This is a genomic window from Varibaculum cambriense DSM 15806 (assembly GCF_000420065.1).
GTDB lineage: Bacteria > Actinomycetota > Actinomycetes > Actinomycetales > Actinomycetaceae > Varibaculum > Varibaculum cambriense.
In genome coordinates this window covers 125,978-140,390 of sequence record NZ_ATUF01000003.1, presented here as the reverse complement: position 1 = coordinate 140,390, position 14,413 = coordinate 125,978, and the positions used below count along the sequence as shown (strand labels likewise).

12 protein-coding genes are annotated in these 14,413 nt (G+C 52.2%); 2 read left to right on the top strand and 10 right to left on the bottom strand.

All coding sequences use genetic code 11. From position 1 onward, the window contains the following. Nucleotides 1-13 precede the first annotated feature (13 nt). From F605_RS0105770 to F605_RS0105755, 4 genes are all read right to left on the bottom strand, one after another. A complete protein-coding gene (locus F605_RS0105770) occupies nucleotides 14-793 on the bottom strand; it encodes an inositol monophosphatase family protein (protein WP_022864946.1) in 780 nt (259 codons plus the stop codon). A 9-nt stretch (nucleotides 794-802) separates the two neighbouring features. Further along, nucleotides 803-1,648: a phosphatidylinositol-specific phospholipase C domain-containing protein gene (locus F605_RS0105765; protein WP_022864945.1), complete on the bottom strand. Its 846-nt coding sequence runs from the start codon at nucleotides 1,646-1,648 to the stop codon at nucleotides 803-805. A gap of 6 nt (nucleotides 1,649-1,654) precedes the next feature. Next, a complete protein-coding gene (locus tag F605_RS0105760; protein ID WP_022864944.1) occupies nucleotides 1,655-3,019 on the bottom strand; it encodes an MFS transporter in 1,365 nt (454 codons plus the stop codon). A 183-nt stretch (nucleotides 3,020-3,202) separates the two neighbouring features. Next, nucleotides 3,203-4,246 carry a LacI family DNA-binding transcriptional regulator gene (locus tag F605_RS0105755; protein WP_022864943.1) on the bottom strand — a complete coding sequence of 348 codons (1,044 nt, stop codon included), beginning with the start codon at nucleotides 4,244-4,246 and terminating at the stop codon, nucleotides 3,203-3,205. A gap of 194 nt (nucleotides 4,247-4,440) precedes the next feature. Here F605_RS0105755 and F605_RS0105750 point away from each other — a divergent pair, with 194 nt between their 5' ends. Further along, complete coding sequence (locus F605_RS0105750; RefSeq protein ID WP_022864942.1) at nucleotides 4,441-5,226, top strand: glucosamine-6-phosphate deaminase; 786 nt, start codon at nucleotides 4,441-4,443, stop codon at nucleotides 5,224-5,226. A gap of 96 nt (nucleotides 5,227-5,322) precedes the next feature. Further along, on the top strand, nucleotides 5,323-6,297 hold the full coding sequence (locus F605_RS0105745; RefSeq protein WP_022864941.1) for a diaminopimelate dehydrogenase: 975 nt from the start codon (nucleotides 5,323-5,325) through the stop codon (nucleotides 6,295-6,297). Nucleotides 6,298-6,497: 200 nt separating this feature from the next. Here the strand turns inward: F605_RS0105745 and F605_RS0105740 are convergent, their stop codons facing one another. The 6 genes from F605_RS0105740 to F605_RS0105715 all read right to left on the bottom strand — a co-directional run bounded on the left by F605_RS0105740 (nucleotide 6,498) and on the right by F605_RS0105715 (nucleotide 14,299). Continuing rightward, complete coding sequence (locus F605_RS0105740) at nucleotides 6,498-6,758, bottom strand: DUF1540 domain-containing protein (protein WP_022864940.1); 261 nt, start codon at nucleotides 6,756-6,758, stop codon at nucleotides 6,498-6,500. Between the two features lie 219 nt (nucleotides 6,759-6,977). Beyond that, nucleotides 6,978-8,999 (bottom strand): DNA primase, encoded by a 2,022-nt coding sequence (gene dnaG / locus F605_RS0105735; RefSeq protein ID WP_022864939.1) that lies wholly within the window; start codon nucleotides 8,997-8,999, stop codon nucleotides 6,978-6,980. 49 nt (nucleotides 9,000-9,048) lie between these two features. Continuing rightward, entirely contained in the window at nucleotides 9,049-10,302 is a 1,254-nt protein-coding gene (locus F605_RS0105730) for a deoxyguanosinetriphosphate triphosphohydrolase (protein ID WP_022864938.1), read from the bottom strand. 35 nt (nucleotides 10,303-10,337) lie between these two features. After that, a complete protein-coding gene (gene dusB / locus F605_RS0105725) occupies nucleotides 10,338-11,552 on the bottom strand; it encodes a tRNA dihydrouridine synthase DusB (protein WP_022864937.1) in 1,215 nt (404 codons plus the stop codon). Then, the gene (locus F605_RS10115) at nucleotides 11,542-12,891 is read right to left on the bottom strand and encodes a YibE/F family protein (RefSeq protein WP_022864936.1); all 1,350 of its coding nucleotides are present in this window, start codon (nucleotides 12,889-12,891) and stop codon (nucleotides 11,542-11,544) included. Before F605_RS10115 ends, dusB begins: the two co-directional genes overlap by 11 nt. A 13-nt stretch (nucleotides 12,892-12,904) precedes the next feature. After that, nucleotides 12,905-14,299 (bottom strand): glycine--tRNA ligase, encoded by a 1,395-nt coding sequence (locus F605_RS0105715; RefSeq protein WP_022864935.1) that lies wholly within the window; start codon nucleotides 14,297-14,299, stop codon nucleotides 12,905-12,907. Nucleotides 14,300-14,413: the final 114 nt, after the last annotated feature.

The window sequence follows — 14,413 nt, the reverse complement described above, 5'->3', positions numbered from 1 at the left end:
TTACCAATAGTTCCTAATTTGGTGCCTGCACCAACCGATACAGCAATCCGGAATGTACCTTTGGCCAAGCAGCCATAACTGAACCTTTTTGGCGCACATCCATATTGGAACCATCAAAACGGGAAACTAAGCATCCAGTTTCGGTACAGATTAAAGTAGCTGCAGCTATATCCCAAGGGGACACCCATAAATGGACAAATCCCCCTGCCCTACCAGCGGCTACTTCTACCATTTCCAGTGCGGCTGAACCATAACGACGGTGACCTCGAGATTCCGCTAGTACTTGGGCTAAACGTGGAAGTGCGCGAATCTCTTTGAGATCGGTTAGCAGTACTACTTGCTGAAAATCAACATCGGGATCAACTTTTTCCAGGGGGGTTCCATTACAGAACGCCCCTCCCCCTAAAGTGGCAGTATAGGTTTTGTCGGCTGCCACATCTTGTACTACTGCCAAAACCGGAACACCGTTTTCGCACAACGCCAAGGAAATTGCATAGTCTCGTCGGGTTTCAATGTAGTTCATGGTTCCATCGATGGGATCTACTAGCCAGACTCTACCTTCGAAAGAATCAACCGCATGCCCTTCTTCTCCCAAGACAGGATAGCCGGTAGCCGCCGTCATCTGATCAGCTATAAATTGCTCTATCGCCTTATCGACATCGGTAACTAAATCATTGCGATTGCTTTTCGTTTCGATATTCAGTTCTATTCCCGGTTCAAGCGCCATTTCAGCCGCTTGCTTTACGGTAGATACCGCGCAATCTAATAATTTTTGCCACTTATCGTTTTCCATGTTCCTCACCTAACTTTGGCAACTATTTCGCCCAGCTGTTATCAGAGTTTGGGCAAGCTCGGGGGTCAGATAGTCACAAATTAATACCTGGGGCCTTTGCTTGCATCTAGATTCCTTGTTTGCGTAAATATCGCAGATCCAGGGATTTAAAGCACTCGCATAAGCATCTGGAAACCCTAACTCACCATTGGTGGCACTAATATGATTCAAACGCAGCACCCCCTGAGAGTTATCTTCCGACAACTGCAAGATTGCCTGCTGTTTATCTTCTAAGCTGGGGCCATCCCATAAGTCTTGAAGCCGGATTTTTTCCGCTTCATGCCAAGGATATGCCCAGATGCAATCTTCCAAATGAGTTGCTTGATACTGTCGGGGGGCACATTCCAGTGCCAATATTTTTCCGCGTAGTTGCCCCAAAGTTAACTCACTAATGGCAACCTGATTTTCTTCCTCCCAAAGAAAGAATAAATCCCGATTTGCTTCGATAAGTTTAACTATTTGTTCGCAATATTGCGGAAAGTCATCCTTATTTTCATTGGCATTTTGGAATCTAACTAATAGAAATTCCTGGGGATGCTCCCTGAGATAGTTCTGAATAGTTTCCAAAATATCTTGAGCTTTAATGTCGCTTATCCACTCGCGGTGCGCAGCCACTAAAGTGCTTCTGATTCGCAGATCTAAAAATCTCACACCGGCGAGCAGCTGATCTTGCAACAATAGCGTCTGAGTTTTGTAGTATCTTTGCGGGCAAGGCGCGGTCATCGAGTCATGAGTTCCCGGGATGGTGAGATCACATATAGGAACTGAATCAGGATATCCCGCCATCCAGTCTGCTGGTTTTGATAAATCTACCATTTTCCCTCAGTTCCCCTGTTTTTGACGCTGTTGCATTTTCACCATGATGTGCGACATTACCGCCGCCACCAGAGCTAACACCGCTAATCCTAGGAATGCCGACCCCAAAATATTGGTGGAAGTAAGTACTTCAGTTATTACTTCCCCCTTATCGTTGGTGACCGAAGGAGTGATTAGACCCCCCAGAACAATGGGAGCTAGCAAAGCAGGGATATATCCCACGGTAATCGCAAAGGACATGGCTGCCGAAGAATTCTTCTTGGCCACCCCAAATTCTCCGATAGGAGCATAGTAAACGCCGCGAATCATAAAGGTGGTCGCCGAAGCAAGCAGCATCATCACAATTAGTGTCCAGAACATCCCACCAGAAATGAGTCCTTCCGGAACTTTCCCGGCTGGGTAGGAAGTAATTTCTGGGCTATTACTAAAGAAGATAGTAGCAATGACTACCAGCATGACTACCAGAGCTATTTCCATAGTTCTCATAAACCGAACAGTTGATTTAAACACTTTCTCAACCAGGATTGTTGATACCAGGGGCAACATGCGCAGAGCAATTACCGTAGTCGCAAAAGTTGCTGCTGCAACTGCGGAAGTTCCGTATCCAGCCTGCAAGAAACGAGCAAAATAAGTTCCAGCAGCTACGAAAGTTCCGTAAATGCAAAATACATTAATACCAGTCAACCAGACGACCGGTAGCTTTGCTACTTTGCCAACTCCTTTAATAGCTTCCAGGGTGTTAGAAGTTTGGGTGTCTTCATCGCCAACTTTCTGACCCTTAGGCACCGCCCAAAATACCATTAGTCCTGCAACCAGAACGATTATTGAGGAAGTGTACATAATAGTGCGGGCGCTGGCACCGGAAGCAACCATCACCGTCCACATCAAAGAAACCAAGAAAGCTAATAGCCCGCGACCAAACTCGAAAAATCCAAAGGCGGTTCCCTGATGATCCTCAGTGGTTGAAAGACTCACGGCTTTAAAGTTCGCCGGTTTGAACAGTACCTCTGTAAATAGAAGCATTAGGAAGAAGCAGACTAGCAAAGTTCCAAAAGAAAGATTGGGGGAAAAGACGGTGATAAAGAGGGAGACGCCCCCAGCCCCCAGTGAAGAAATCAGCATAATCGTGCGAATTGCAAAGCGGTCACCTATCCATCCCAATGCGATCGTTCCCAGGATGATAACTAACCCCTGCATTGAATACAGGTTTCCGGCCTGAGCGTCAGTGACCCCCATGGCTGTAGGAAAATCTTTAGGGATGGTATTTCTAATATCCCAAAAAGCATAAATCAACTGGGCATTTACCGTAATCAGCACCAACGACAAAAATGAGGTCGCAGTGAATCCCAGATTTTTCAATTTAGTTCGCATATACGTAGCTCCTTTGCTCCGAATAACCCTTAAACGCGCCAAGAGGCACAAGAACAAAATAAACGATTTAAAAACTTAAGTCAAACGTTTGAATTTAATTTATCAGGCATGTCGTAAGGCATACAGGTAATAAATGATCATTTATCCTAATTGTTGCTTTAACGTTCAACTAGATTGTCGGAGCTAATTTTGTAGGAAGAAGGCCGGCCCGGTTGATCGCCTGACCACTAAGGAACTTTCGACAGTAATTTCTTCCACCGATTCAATCTGCTTTTCAGCTCTCCTAATCGCTAGTTGGGTCACATGCTCAGCGACCTTCGCAGTCCCCCTATCTACCGTGGTCAGGTTAAAAGCTACAGATGCTGCCCCCAGTGAATTATCGAAGCCAGTCACCGAGACATCTCCTGGAATTGAAAAGCCAGCACGATAAAGAGCTACCATAGCGCCCTCTGCCACCTGATCGTTATAACAAGCAAGCGCAGTAATTCCTGACAAAGCTAGTTTCGTTGAATCGAGATGATTCTTTTGCCGAGTCCAGGATTCAGTCAAAAGTTGTTGTACGGCTCCGAAACCATCATCCACCGTATTTCCGGCCGGAATCGGGTGAACCTTTATCCCCGCCTCAACAGCAGCTCGTAATAATGATTCGCGTCGAATTTTAGACGAATAGCTTTGCGGGCCATCTAAATAGGTTATTTCCGCATGACCCAATGATTTTAAATGTAATACCAGTTCGGAAAGCCCCGTATAGTTTGACGAACGCACCAAATCGGCACCTGCAACCCTGCTCTGACCTACTACTACCGCAGGGGCTAGATTTGGAGGAAGTTCATCACCGGAAAAATCAGGATTAATCGCGACACTGGTATTAATCCGCAACTGCGAAAGAGCTTCTAGGCTCTGCCGATAGCCATTAGACAGCGACGCGTTTTGAGTAATCGTACGGTAACCAGCTGCCTGCGCATAGCGGTTAATGCTCGCGACGTACTTGTTATGTAACTCCTGATCCAGCTGCGCAACGATTCCGATTATCTTAGGTTTAGAGCTTCTAAGCATCGCTCCAGAAAGATCTACTTGGTATCCCAAGCGATGAGCTACCTCTTTAATACGCGTACGCACTGGTTCCGATATGCGCGAATCATCGCGCAACGCAAGCGATACCGAGGAAATCGATAGGCCAGTTTCCTCCGCAATATCTTTTAAGGTAATTCTTCTGCGTTGCGTCATTTCTTCCTCCCACGACCACGTAAATCTATTTTCTCATGTTTTAGCTCCCTAGTTTTAGAGGAAAACAATTTTACGGTTAACGCGCGCCGTAGCCACGAGCGCGAATCAACGTGAGAAGATAACAATGACTTGAGCTAAGCCAACCATGACTTAAGCTAGCCAAAGCTGGATAATTCCTACCGAAGGAGACCAAAATGCGAATTGCGATTACTCCCACTGCGGAAGCTGGATCAAAACTGGCAGCAAAACTGATTGTTCCCCAAGTAAAACCCGGTTTTCGGCTGGGCTTAGCTACCGGTTCCACCCCCGAAGGGCTCTACGCGGAGCTACGTAAAGCCCACACCGAAACAGATTTCACTTTAGAACACTGCACCGGGTGGGCATTAGATGAATACGTAGGGATCGCCCCTGACCATCCAGAGCGTTATCGCAATGTGCTTCGCCGCGAATTGGTAGGCGCGGAGAAGACCGGACTCAAGGACGAAAACCTCAATACCCCCGATGGGCTTTCTCCCGACCCGGAAGAATCAGCTCGCCGCTACGAGGAAGCGATTACCTCCGGGGTTGACCTGCAAATTCTAGGTATTGGTGCCGATGGCCATATTGGTTTCAATGAGCCCTCCGGCTGCCTAGTTAACCCCACCAATGTGGTTACCTTAGCTCCCCGCACGATCAGTGATAATGCCCGTTTCTTTGATGGTGAGGAAGCAAAAGTTCCCCGCCGCGCCATCACCCAGGGTCTGGCGACGATCATGCGCTCGCGCCAAGCGATCCTGCTGGCTTTTGGAGAGCAAAAGGCTGACGCGGTGGCAGACACGGTAGAAGGCGCGGTTAGTGCTTTTTGCCCGGCCTCAATCCTGCAATACCACCTGGACGTAGTGGTGATTGTAGATAATGCCGCCGCTAGCAAACTAAAGCTGGCCGACTATTATCGGGAAACTTGGCAGGCCAAATACCCTGATATTCCGCTAGACGCCTAAAGAAAGCTCCCGTAGCTGCCCAAAACTTAGACCTCACCTTGTCTAAGTTTTGGGCAGCTTTTACATGGAGCTAATCCCAGATTGTAATATCTGGCTATGACGATAAAAGTTGCAATCAATGGATATGGCAATCTGGGACGGGCAGTTGAAAGAGCCGTCAACGCCGCGGATGATATGGAAGCGGTAGCGGTGTTTACTCGCCGGGATCCGCAGAGCCTAAAAACCGCCGGTACCCCGGTTTTCCCTCTAAGCCAGATGGCTGATTTTAAGGGAAAAGTTGACGTTTGTATTTGCTGCGGAGGCAGCGCTACAGACCTGCGCACCCAGGGACCGGCGGCCGTCGCCTACTTCAATACGGTAGATTCTTTTGACACCCATGCCGATATTCCTGCCTACTTTGCGGATATGGATGCCGCGGCCAAGAAAGCGGGACATACTGCCCTGATTTCCACCGGATGGGATCCCGGTCTGTTCTCGATTGCCCGGACTCTCACCGAAGCGGTGCTTCCGGATGGCTATACCCATACTTTCTGGGGGCGCGGGGTTTCTCAAGGTCACTCGGACGCGATTCGCCGTATCGAAGGGGTGGAGGGCGCAGTGCAATATACCGTCCCCAACCCCGAAGCGATGCGAGCGGTAGAAAGCGGCGAACATCCCCAGCTGACCACGGCAGATAAACATACTCGTCTCTGCTACGTAGTAGCTGCTTCCGGAGCCGATAAAGAGCGGATTACCCGCGAAATCAAGGAAATGCCTAAATATTTTGCGGACTATGAAACCACCGTTAACTTTATTTCTGCCGAGGAGCTGGCGCGTGATCACGCCGGGATGCCTCATGGCGGGGAGGTAATTCGGGTAGGACATACCCGCGAGGGAATCAAACACTTGGCACGTTTCCAGCTACAACTGGACTCCAACCCCGATTTCACCGGCTCGATGGTGGCCGCTAGCGCTCGCGCCCTCGTTCGTCTGCACGAACATGGCCACCGCGGGGCTGCCAGCGTCCTGGATATCCCTCCTGCCTGGTATTCTCCGTCCTCGCCCGAGCAGCTACGTGCCCAACTGCTATAGCTAGTTCCTTTAACTCCAGACAAGAACCCTTCAGCCGGGAACAGCTTTAGGCTTGCAAATCTTGAAGCGAAGCTCTGCCTGCGGGGTGGAACCAATAACTAAAGGGGCTGAGGAGTAGTTTTACTCCTCAGCCCCTTTAAGCTGTAATCCTTACCATTTAGGTAAGAATCCGGATTCGTAGCTGCTGTCCACCCGTTTACTTAGGCGGTAGCAAAGGTAAGGCATTTTTCATCGTCGCCTACCTTGACGGAATCAGCTTGGCAGAGCAGGTGCTTATTGAATTTGCAGTCTGCAAGCTGGCAAGCCCCAACCTGGGAATTAACTTTTCCTAGTCCACCCTTCTCGTCGAGGGCAATAAAGGTTGCGCATCCACCCTTTGCGATGGTTACCGCGTAAGCGTTGCAACCATTGTCGTTGAAGGCACAATCACTAGCTGAACATTTTACTCCTGGCATTGCCATTTGTGTTCCTCCTTTGAAGTTTTTATAAAGACAGTTTCAATCTACAAAGGGAATCAACGAAGTAAAAGTAATTAAATGCCGAAATGTCGCCTCTATAAATAAAAGCACATAACTGCTGGTAGAAAGGCTATTGTCTTCTAATAAATGAAATAGTATTCCCTAAATTTAAATAGAAATAGTGTCATTACTTAAATTAGTATTGCGTACCTAAGTTGTTTCTTATTTAGATTCTTGCAGGTTACGGCGGGTATTTTCCAGGTTCATTAAGGTAGAAAAAATCTGTTGGTATTGCTCATCCTGGGGGTCGCAGCGTTGCAATCGCGCCTTCATCTCCGCGATTTGGCGGGAGAGATCACCGCGAATCATTGCTCCCCACACCCCTCGGGCGTAGTCATTTAGACGCGCGGGATCATCTTGCGGAAGCGGAGAAACTACTAGTGCCGATACTAAACTTTGCAGTTGCGGAGGGATATTTGATCCTACAAGTTCCACCCAGCGTTTATTCGCTAGCAGGATCGCGCGCTGCCCTTTCAACCCCAGCTCGTCCTCGGCACCCCGCCACAGCTCTGCATAGTTATCTAATCCTCCCAGGGAAGAAACCGCCGAAAATAGAGCGCTAAACATGGGAACCCGGAAAGCTTCCGGAGAGACCTGTTCCAACCCGAGCCCAAATAGGCTGGCAGGCAACTGCAGTAGACATTCCAGAGCTTGCCGTTCCAGGTTGGCTACCGGATCGGAACTGTCGGGCAAAGTAATGGCCGGGGGCGCAGCAGGCGCGGCTGAGTTCCCGCCCTGTCCAGATCCAGCGGCTCCTCTGGACACATAGGGGCTGGCTGCAGGAATATTTTCTGCCCCGGCAGCGGATCTGGTTTGCGCCCGGGACACGTTATGCACTACCTGGCGCACTTCATCTTCCGGCATCCCCACCCAACCGGCGAGGCGGCGAGTATATTCCGAACGTAACGCCACGTCCCTAATCCGCGACACCACCGGGGCAGCCGCCCGCAAACCGTTTACTCGCCCTTCGGAAGTATCCAAGTTATAAGCTTTTAGGATAGTGCGTAAAACAAACTCAAAAAGGGGACGCCGCGAATCTACCAGTGCCCGCACCGCACTGGCTCCTTGTGCTTGCCACAAATCGCAAGGATCTTTACCCGAAGGCTCAATCGCCACGAAAGTTTGGGAAGCGAAAGCCTGATCTTCCCCGAAGGCATGCAAAGCCGCTTTTTGTCCGGCCTCGTCACCATCGAAAGTAAATATTACTTCCCCACCACGCGCCTTCCCCGACGATAGCAACACCCCGGCTGCCGGATCAGCATTATCACCGAGAAGGCGACGGACAATCTGCACATGATCGGAACCAAAAGCAGTACCGCAGGTAGCAACCGCGCATTCCACCCCCGCCAGATGGGCAGCCATCACATCGGTGTAGCCTTCCACCACCACGATGCGGCGCTGCCGGCTGATCGCTTTTTTAGCCATATCGATCCCGTACAGCACCTTGGACTTCTTATAGACCGCAGTCTCGGGAGTGTTCAGATACTTAGGTCCTTTATCATCCTCACCTAGCCGGCGTGCCCCAAAACCTACTATTTCTCCCGTTAGATTAGATATGGGCCAAATGAGCCGCCCGCGAAAACGATCATAGGGGCCGCGTTGTCCCCGGGAAAACAGTCCCGATGCCGCCAATTCTGGCTCAGTAAATCCCCGTTTACGCAGATAGGAAAGTAGCGCATCCCAGGAGGCAGGAGCGTATCCCAATGAGAACTTGGCCGCTACGTCGGCATCGAAACCGCGAGCGCTCAAAAACTTTTGCGCCTCGACCGCTTCTTTACTGCCCAGCTGGGAACGGAAGAACTGGGCGGCATTGCGATTGGCTTCCAGGATCCGTGCCCGGGAAACCCGGTTCGGATCTTTCCTATCCCCACCTCCACTTTCTTCGTAATGCAAGGTGACGCCGGTTTTATCCGCCAAATATTGCACCGCTTCGGCGAAAGAAAGGTGATGAATATTTTCGACAAACTTGATCACGTCCCCACCTTCACCGCATCCAAAGCAGTGATAATAGCCCTGGGCAGGACGCACATGAAAAGAGGGGGTACGTTCGTCATGGAAGGGACAAAGCCCCTTTAGAGCCCCGACTCCGGCGGGGCGCAAAGCCACCTGTTCGCCCACGATTTCATCAATGCGGGCACGCTCGCGTACCTGATCGATATCTTCGCGTCGAATTAACCCAGCCATGTCTTAATCATAGGCGAGGGCGACGCGGACGGGATACGGGTTCCGAATCTTACAGCGAACGGAACATGCCGCACAGACGGGCATGCCACTGGTTAGCGGTAGTGTCGGTCAAAGATGCGATTTGATCGACCAGGGCTCGCAACCGGCCGTCATCTCCACTCGCCTCGCGCCAAGTTGCGCGATGAGGTTCTTCCAGCTCCTCCGGGCGTTCCCAGAGGGCGTCGGCAAGTTCATAGATAGTGGTGCGTTGGGCTAAGTAAATAGGTTCGGTTTCACGGGGCGCCATCATATAGGCGGCGGCTATCCCCTTTAGCAGCTTGATTTCCGCTAGGGTAGCTTCGGGAATGACTAAATCTGCATCGTAACGATGCAGGGGACCGGTTCCTGCCGCCTGTAAAGTCGCGGCTGAAACTGCCGAACAAAAACGCCCGATCAGTTGAGAAGTCATATTTTTTAGCCGCGCCATATCCTGATAGGAACCGTCGAAACTAGCTAGCCATTGGGGCAGGGCACAAATCCGTTTCCACGCATTTTCTAGTTCATTTCCGGAGGTATCCCCGTACCAGGCAGTCGTGGTTTCAAACACCAGCTCTAAAGATTTACTCTCCCCCAAGGTAGCCGGGTCCAGCTCCCCGGTTTGGATACCGTCTTCTATGTCATGCACAGAATAGGCAATATCATCAGATATATCCATGATTTGCGCCTCTAGGCAGCGTTGATGCGGGGGAGAAAATTTGCGCATCCAGTTAAAGACCGGGGCGTCTTCGCGATAGCAATTGTATTTTTTACGCGAATATTCACTGTTCGCGCCCTGCCCTTTTAGCCAGGGATATTTACAAACCGCATCTAAGGTGGCGCGGGTGAGATTTAACCCCAGAGGACGCCCTTCCTCGCTGATCACTTTCGGCTCTAGCCGGGTTAGTAAGCGGAAGGTTTGAGCGTTCCCCTCGAAACCGCCAATGTCTTGGGCTACTTCGTCGAGTGCGCGCTCCCCATTATGCCCAAAAGGTGGATGTCCCAGGTCATGGGCTTGGCAAGCAGCATCCACGATATCGGGATCGCATCCCATCTCTTGCGCGATTGACCTGCCGACCTGGGAAACCTCTATGGAGTGGGTAAGCCTAGTGCGGATAAAAGAATCGGTGGCCGGACCGAGCACCTGGGTTTTGGCGCCCAGACGCCGCAGCGCCGAGGAATACATAATCCGGGCGCGATCCCGGGCGAACTCGGTGCGATGCGACGATTTGGGCGGCTCCGCCTGACAGCGTTCGCGGTCACGGGGAGAATAGGGCGCGGTTTCCATATATTTCACTCTAGCCGGTATGTGAGTATTTTCCTTTAATAGCCGCCCTGATCAAGGGAAGTATCTAACTTAGCGGCCTCCAGGATGCGGGCAGCAGCCGCATCGACCTCGCGGGTAGCTAGCCATCCTTCCGGCAGGTGGGTTTTGCGGGGGTTTCCCCGCCGGCCACGTTTACCTTCTGCTGCTGGCGGGAAGGGTAAATCCGAATCCAGGGTAGAAAACAATTGCTCTAGCTCTTGCATACTATTAGCACTGGTGAGGGCGCGGCGGAAGTCTCCCCCGACCGCAAAGCCCCGGAAATACCACCCTAGGTGTTTGCGCATATCCCGCAGGGCGCGCTCCTCGTTGCCCATCCACGAGCTAAGCATCTGGGTGTGTCGCAAAGCCATTTCACACACTTGTCCCAAGTTGGGGCGAGCCCGATTATCCGAGCCGTTAAGCGCACTGGCCAGGTCATAAAATAGCCACGGCCTCCCCTGGCATCCGCGACCAATCTCTACGCCTGCACACCCGGTTTGCTGAAACATCGCCAGGGCGTCCTCGGCAGAGAAAATATCGCCATTTCCCCAGACTGGAATCTCTAAATCTTGTCGCAGCTGCGCGATCGCTTCCCAGTTAGCACTGCCAGAATAGTATTGGTTAGCGCTGCGGCCATGCAGCACCACGGCACTCGCCCCTACTTTTTGCGCCAGTTTTCCAGCATCCCGATAGGTCTCATGATCGGCGTCTATCCCAATGCGAATCTTGGCAGTCACCGGCACGGACCGATCCCGCGGAGAGTCCTTTTCCCCGTCCCTTGCCCCAGCGACTACTGCCGCCACTATCTGTCCGAAGCGCTCGATTTTCCAAGGTAGCGCCGCCCCGGCACCTTTGCGGGTCACTTTAGGCACCGGGCAACCAAAGTTAATGTCCAGGTGATCAGCCAGGCCCTGACGCACCAGCATCCGGGCACCTTGATACATAGTTTCCGGGTCTACCCCGTGCAGCTGGACGGAACGAAAAGTCTCTTCCGGGTCGGGTTTGATTAAATCTAGAGTGCGCGAACTACCTTCCACCAGGGCGCGGGCAGTAATCATTTCGCAAACGTAGAGCCCGCTGGCTGCCCCGTCAGTAGCGGTAATCCCTAAATCTTTTAGCGCTTGCAGCGTCTGTTCCCGGCAGAGGCGGCGAAAAGGAGCATTGGTTACCCCCGCCATCGGCGCCAGCGCGATGGGAGTGCCCACCGTAATTTCCCCGAGTTTAGTGGACATGTCGGCCACCTCCGGAAGGAGCTATGGTTTTCGTGCCCTCGCCCCAAGTTTGCGAGTCTACCCGCTTATTTACTTCTGGATCTTCTGCAGAAAAAGAAGGCGCTCCCGGAAGCGAGGGGGAGGAAGCTCGCACAAATTTTACGAGGAAGGTACCCACCACCGTAGTCGCGGGAATCGCCAGTACCAACCCGATTGAGGCCACCAGGGTGCGCACGATTTCCTCCGCGATCTGGGAAACTGTCAGCAGCTCTAAGAAAGGACGCTGCGATAACATCGCCAAAATCAAAGTTGGCAACGCCGTACCTACATAGGCAAAAGCCAGGGTATAAACCGTAGACGCAATATGGTCACGCCCAATCCGCATCGCCCGAGAAAACAGTTTGCGCCGCGGCATCTGGGGATCGGTCTCGTCGAGTTCCCAAACTGCAGAAGCCTGAGTGATAGTCACATCGTTTAAGGCTCCTAAACCGGCCACCACGATCCCGCACATAAATAAGGAGGGCAATGCCAGGGCAGGCAGCTGGGTGCCTAAAATCAGGGCGTCCTCGTCACTAGCTCCGGTTAGCCCGGCTGCCCGGGTGCCGGCATAGGCGAGCAAAACCGTAACCATCAGCCCTAACAAGGTTCCGAGGAGCGCGGTAGTCGTGCGGATCGTAATCCCGTGCGCCAGGTAGACCGAGAGGAACATAATCGCCCCTACCCCCACTAAGGTCACCAACATGGGCGGTTTTCCGGACATTAGGGCTGGCAGCATAAAGAATACAATCACCAGCGTGGAGGCCAGCAGCCCCAATAGTGCTAGGAAGCCCCGTCTTCCAGCCACCGCGATCACGATGATCATATAAAGCAGCCCCATGATTGCTAAGGCGTTTCCCCGTTTTACATCGGTGAACAGGAAAGGGGTACCTGTAGCCATAGCGTCGGTGTCGTAAATCATCCATACCGCAGTCCCGACTCGGATCGCAGACTTGGATTCTTCGGGTACTCTAACGGGGACGGTTTTGCCCTGCCATTCCCCTTCCAGTACCTTCACGCATACCAATGGTTGGGTTTGTGGCAAACCGTTAGTGGGATCAGCGGACCCCTTTGGCATTTTCAGCCCCGGAATCAGACATTTTTCCCCGTCCAAGCCGGTCACTTGCCCGCTTAAACGGTTAGCCGCTTGCTGGGACCAGTCCTGCTGGGCGTCCCCTATGGGTTTCGGACTGTAAAGCGCGATAATACCGATAATAATCGCCAGTAATACGGGCACTATCAGCGCGGTTAAAACCCGCCGAGCGCGACGTAGGGCTCGCGAATCCGGGCGAGCCCTACGCGAAGATCTGACGTGCTGATGCAAACGCGTCCTGCCTTTAGCAGCCCACCAAACGGGTCGCCAAGTAAGAGGTTAGCTCCGCGATCTTTACCCGTTCTTGCTCCATCGAGTCCCGGTCACGCACAGTTACGCATTGGTCTTCCCCGGACTGGAAGTCATAAGTGATACAGAAAGGAGTACCGATTTCATCTTGACGGCGGTACCTGCGGCCAACCTGTCCGGCCTGGTCATACTCGATGTTCCAGTGCATGCGCAATTCTTGGGCGATCTCTTGCGCCGGGCCGGTCAGCTCGTCTTTACGCGAAAGCGGCAGCACCGCGGCCTTAACCGGGGCGAGGCGCGGATCTAAACGCAGTACCGTCCGCTTATCGACTCCTCCCTTGGCATTGGGGGCTTCGTCCTCGTTATAGGCCTCTACCATGAAGGCCATCAGAGAACGGGTTAATCCCGCGGAGGGCTCTACCACGTAAGGTGTCCAGCGTTCCCCCTTCGACTGATCGAAATAATCCAAATTCTTGCCCGATGCCTGCTGGTGTACCCCCAGGTCATAGTCGGTGCGGTTAGCGATACCTTCGAGCTCGCCCCATTTCGATCCCTGGAATCCAAAGGCATATTCGATATCCACGGTGCGCTTGGAATAGTGAGACAGCTTTTCTTTGGGGTGTTCGTATAGACGCAAGTTATCGGCGCTGATCCCCAAGTTCTGGTACCAATCGAGACGTTCATCGATCCAGTACTGGTGCCATTCTTCATCAGTTCCGGGTTCTACGAAGAACTCTAGTTCCATCTGTTCGAACTCGCGGGTACGGAAAATAAAGTTTCCGGGGGTGATTTCGTTGCGGAAAGACTTTCCAATCTGCCCGATACCGAAGGGCGGTTTCATCCGGGCAGAGGACATCACATTCGCAAAGTTAATAAAAATACCTTGTGCGGTTTCCGGCCGGAGGAAGTGCAAACCTTTTTCATCGTCGACCGGCCCCAGGAAAGTTTTAAGCAGTCCTGAGAAGGCACGCGGCTCAGTCCACTGTCCACGCTTGCCACAGGCCGGGCAAGGCACATCCTCCATGGAGACCTCATCAGCGGAGGGCAATTGATGTTTTTCCGCATATGCTTCCTGCAGGTCATCCTCGCGGTGACGGGTGTGGCAAGCGGTGCATTCAATCAACGGATCGGTAAAGGCTTTCAGATGCCCGGAGGCTTCCCAGACTTTTGACGGCAAAATCACCGAGGAATCCAGGCCAACTACGTCGGCGCGCGAGCGCACTATCCGGTTCCACCACTGGCGTTTAATGTTCTCTTTTAGCTCCACCCCTAGCGGGCCGTAATCCCAGGCCGAGCGGGTTCCGCCGTAGATTTCACCACAGGGGTAAACAAAGCCGCGTCGCTTTGCTAGATTGATGACACTATCCAACTTCGAGGGCGTTTCAGCCACTGTTTTTCTCCTTAAGCTCAACTTGCTGCGCCAAGGCGCTACCACCCCAGATTCTACCGGGTTGCCTGCACTTTCCAGAACCAGAACGCCAGAGCGTGACTTACAACTCTAAAA

Excerpts from the sequence above, each read along its gene's own strand:
- F605_RS0105755 (WP_022864943.1), bottom strand. The coding sequence starts at position 4,246 with ATGACGCAACGCAGAAGAATTACCTTAAAAGATATTGCGGAGGAAACT.
- F605_RS0105745 (WP_022864941.1), top strand. The coding sequence starts at position 5,323 with ATGACGATAAAAGTTGCAATCAATGGATATGGCAATCTGGGACGGGCA.
- F605_RS0105740 (WP_022864940.1), bottom strand. The coding sequence starts at position 6,758 with ATGGCAATGCCAGGAGTAAAATGTTCAGCTAGTGATTGTGCCTTCAAC.
- F605_RS0105765 (WP_022864945.1), bottom strand. The coding sequence starts at position 1,648 with ATGGTAGATTTATCAAAACCAGCAGACTGGATGGCGGGATATCCTGAT.
- F605_RS0105770 (WP_022864946.1), bottom strand. The coding sequence starts at position 793 with ATGGAAAACGATAAGTGGCAAAAATTATTAGATTGCGCGGTATCTACC.
- F605_RS0105760 (WP_022864944.1), bottom strand. The coding sequence starts at position 3,019 with ATGCGAACTAAATTGAAAAATCTGGGATTCACTGCGACCTCATTTTTG.
- F605_RS0105730 (WP_022864938.1), bottom strand. The coding sequence starts at position 10,302 with ATGGAAACCGCGCCCTATTCTCCCCGTGACCGCGAACGCTGTCAGGCG.
- F605_RS0105750 (WP_022864942.1), top strand. The coding sequence starts at position 4,441 with ATGCGAATTGCGATTACTCCCACTGCGGAAGCTGGATCAAAACTGGCA.
- dnaG (WP_022864939.1), bottom strand. The coding sequence starts at position 8,999 with ATGGCTGGGTTAATTCGACGCGAAGATATCGATCAGGTACGCGAGCGT.
- dusB (WP_022864937.1), bottom strand. The coding sequence starts at position 11,552 with ATGTCCACTAAACTCGGGGAAATTACGGTGGGCACTCCCATCGCGCTG.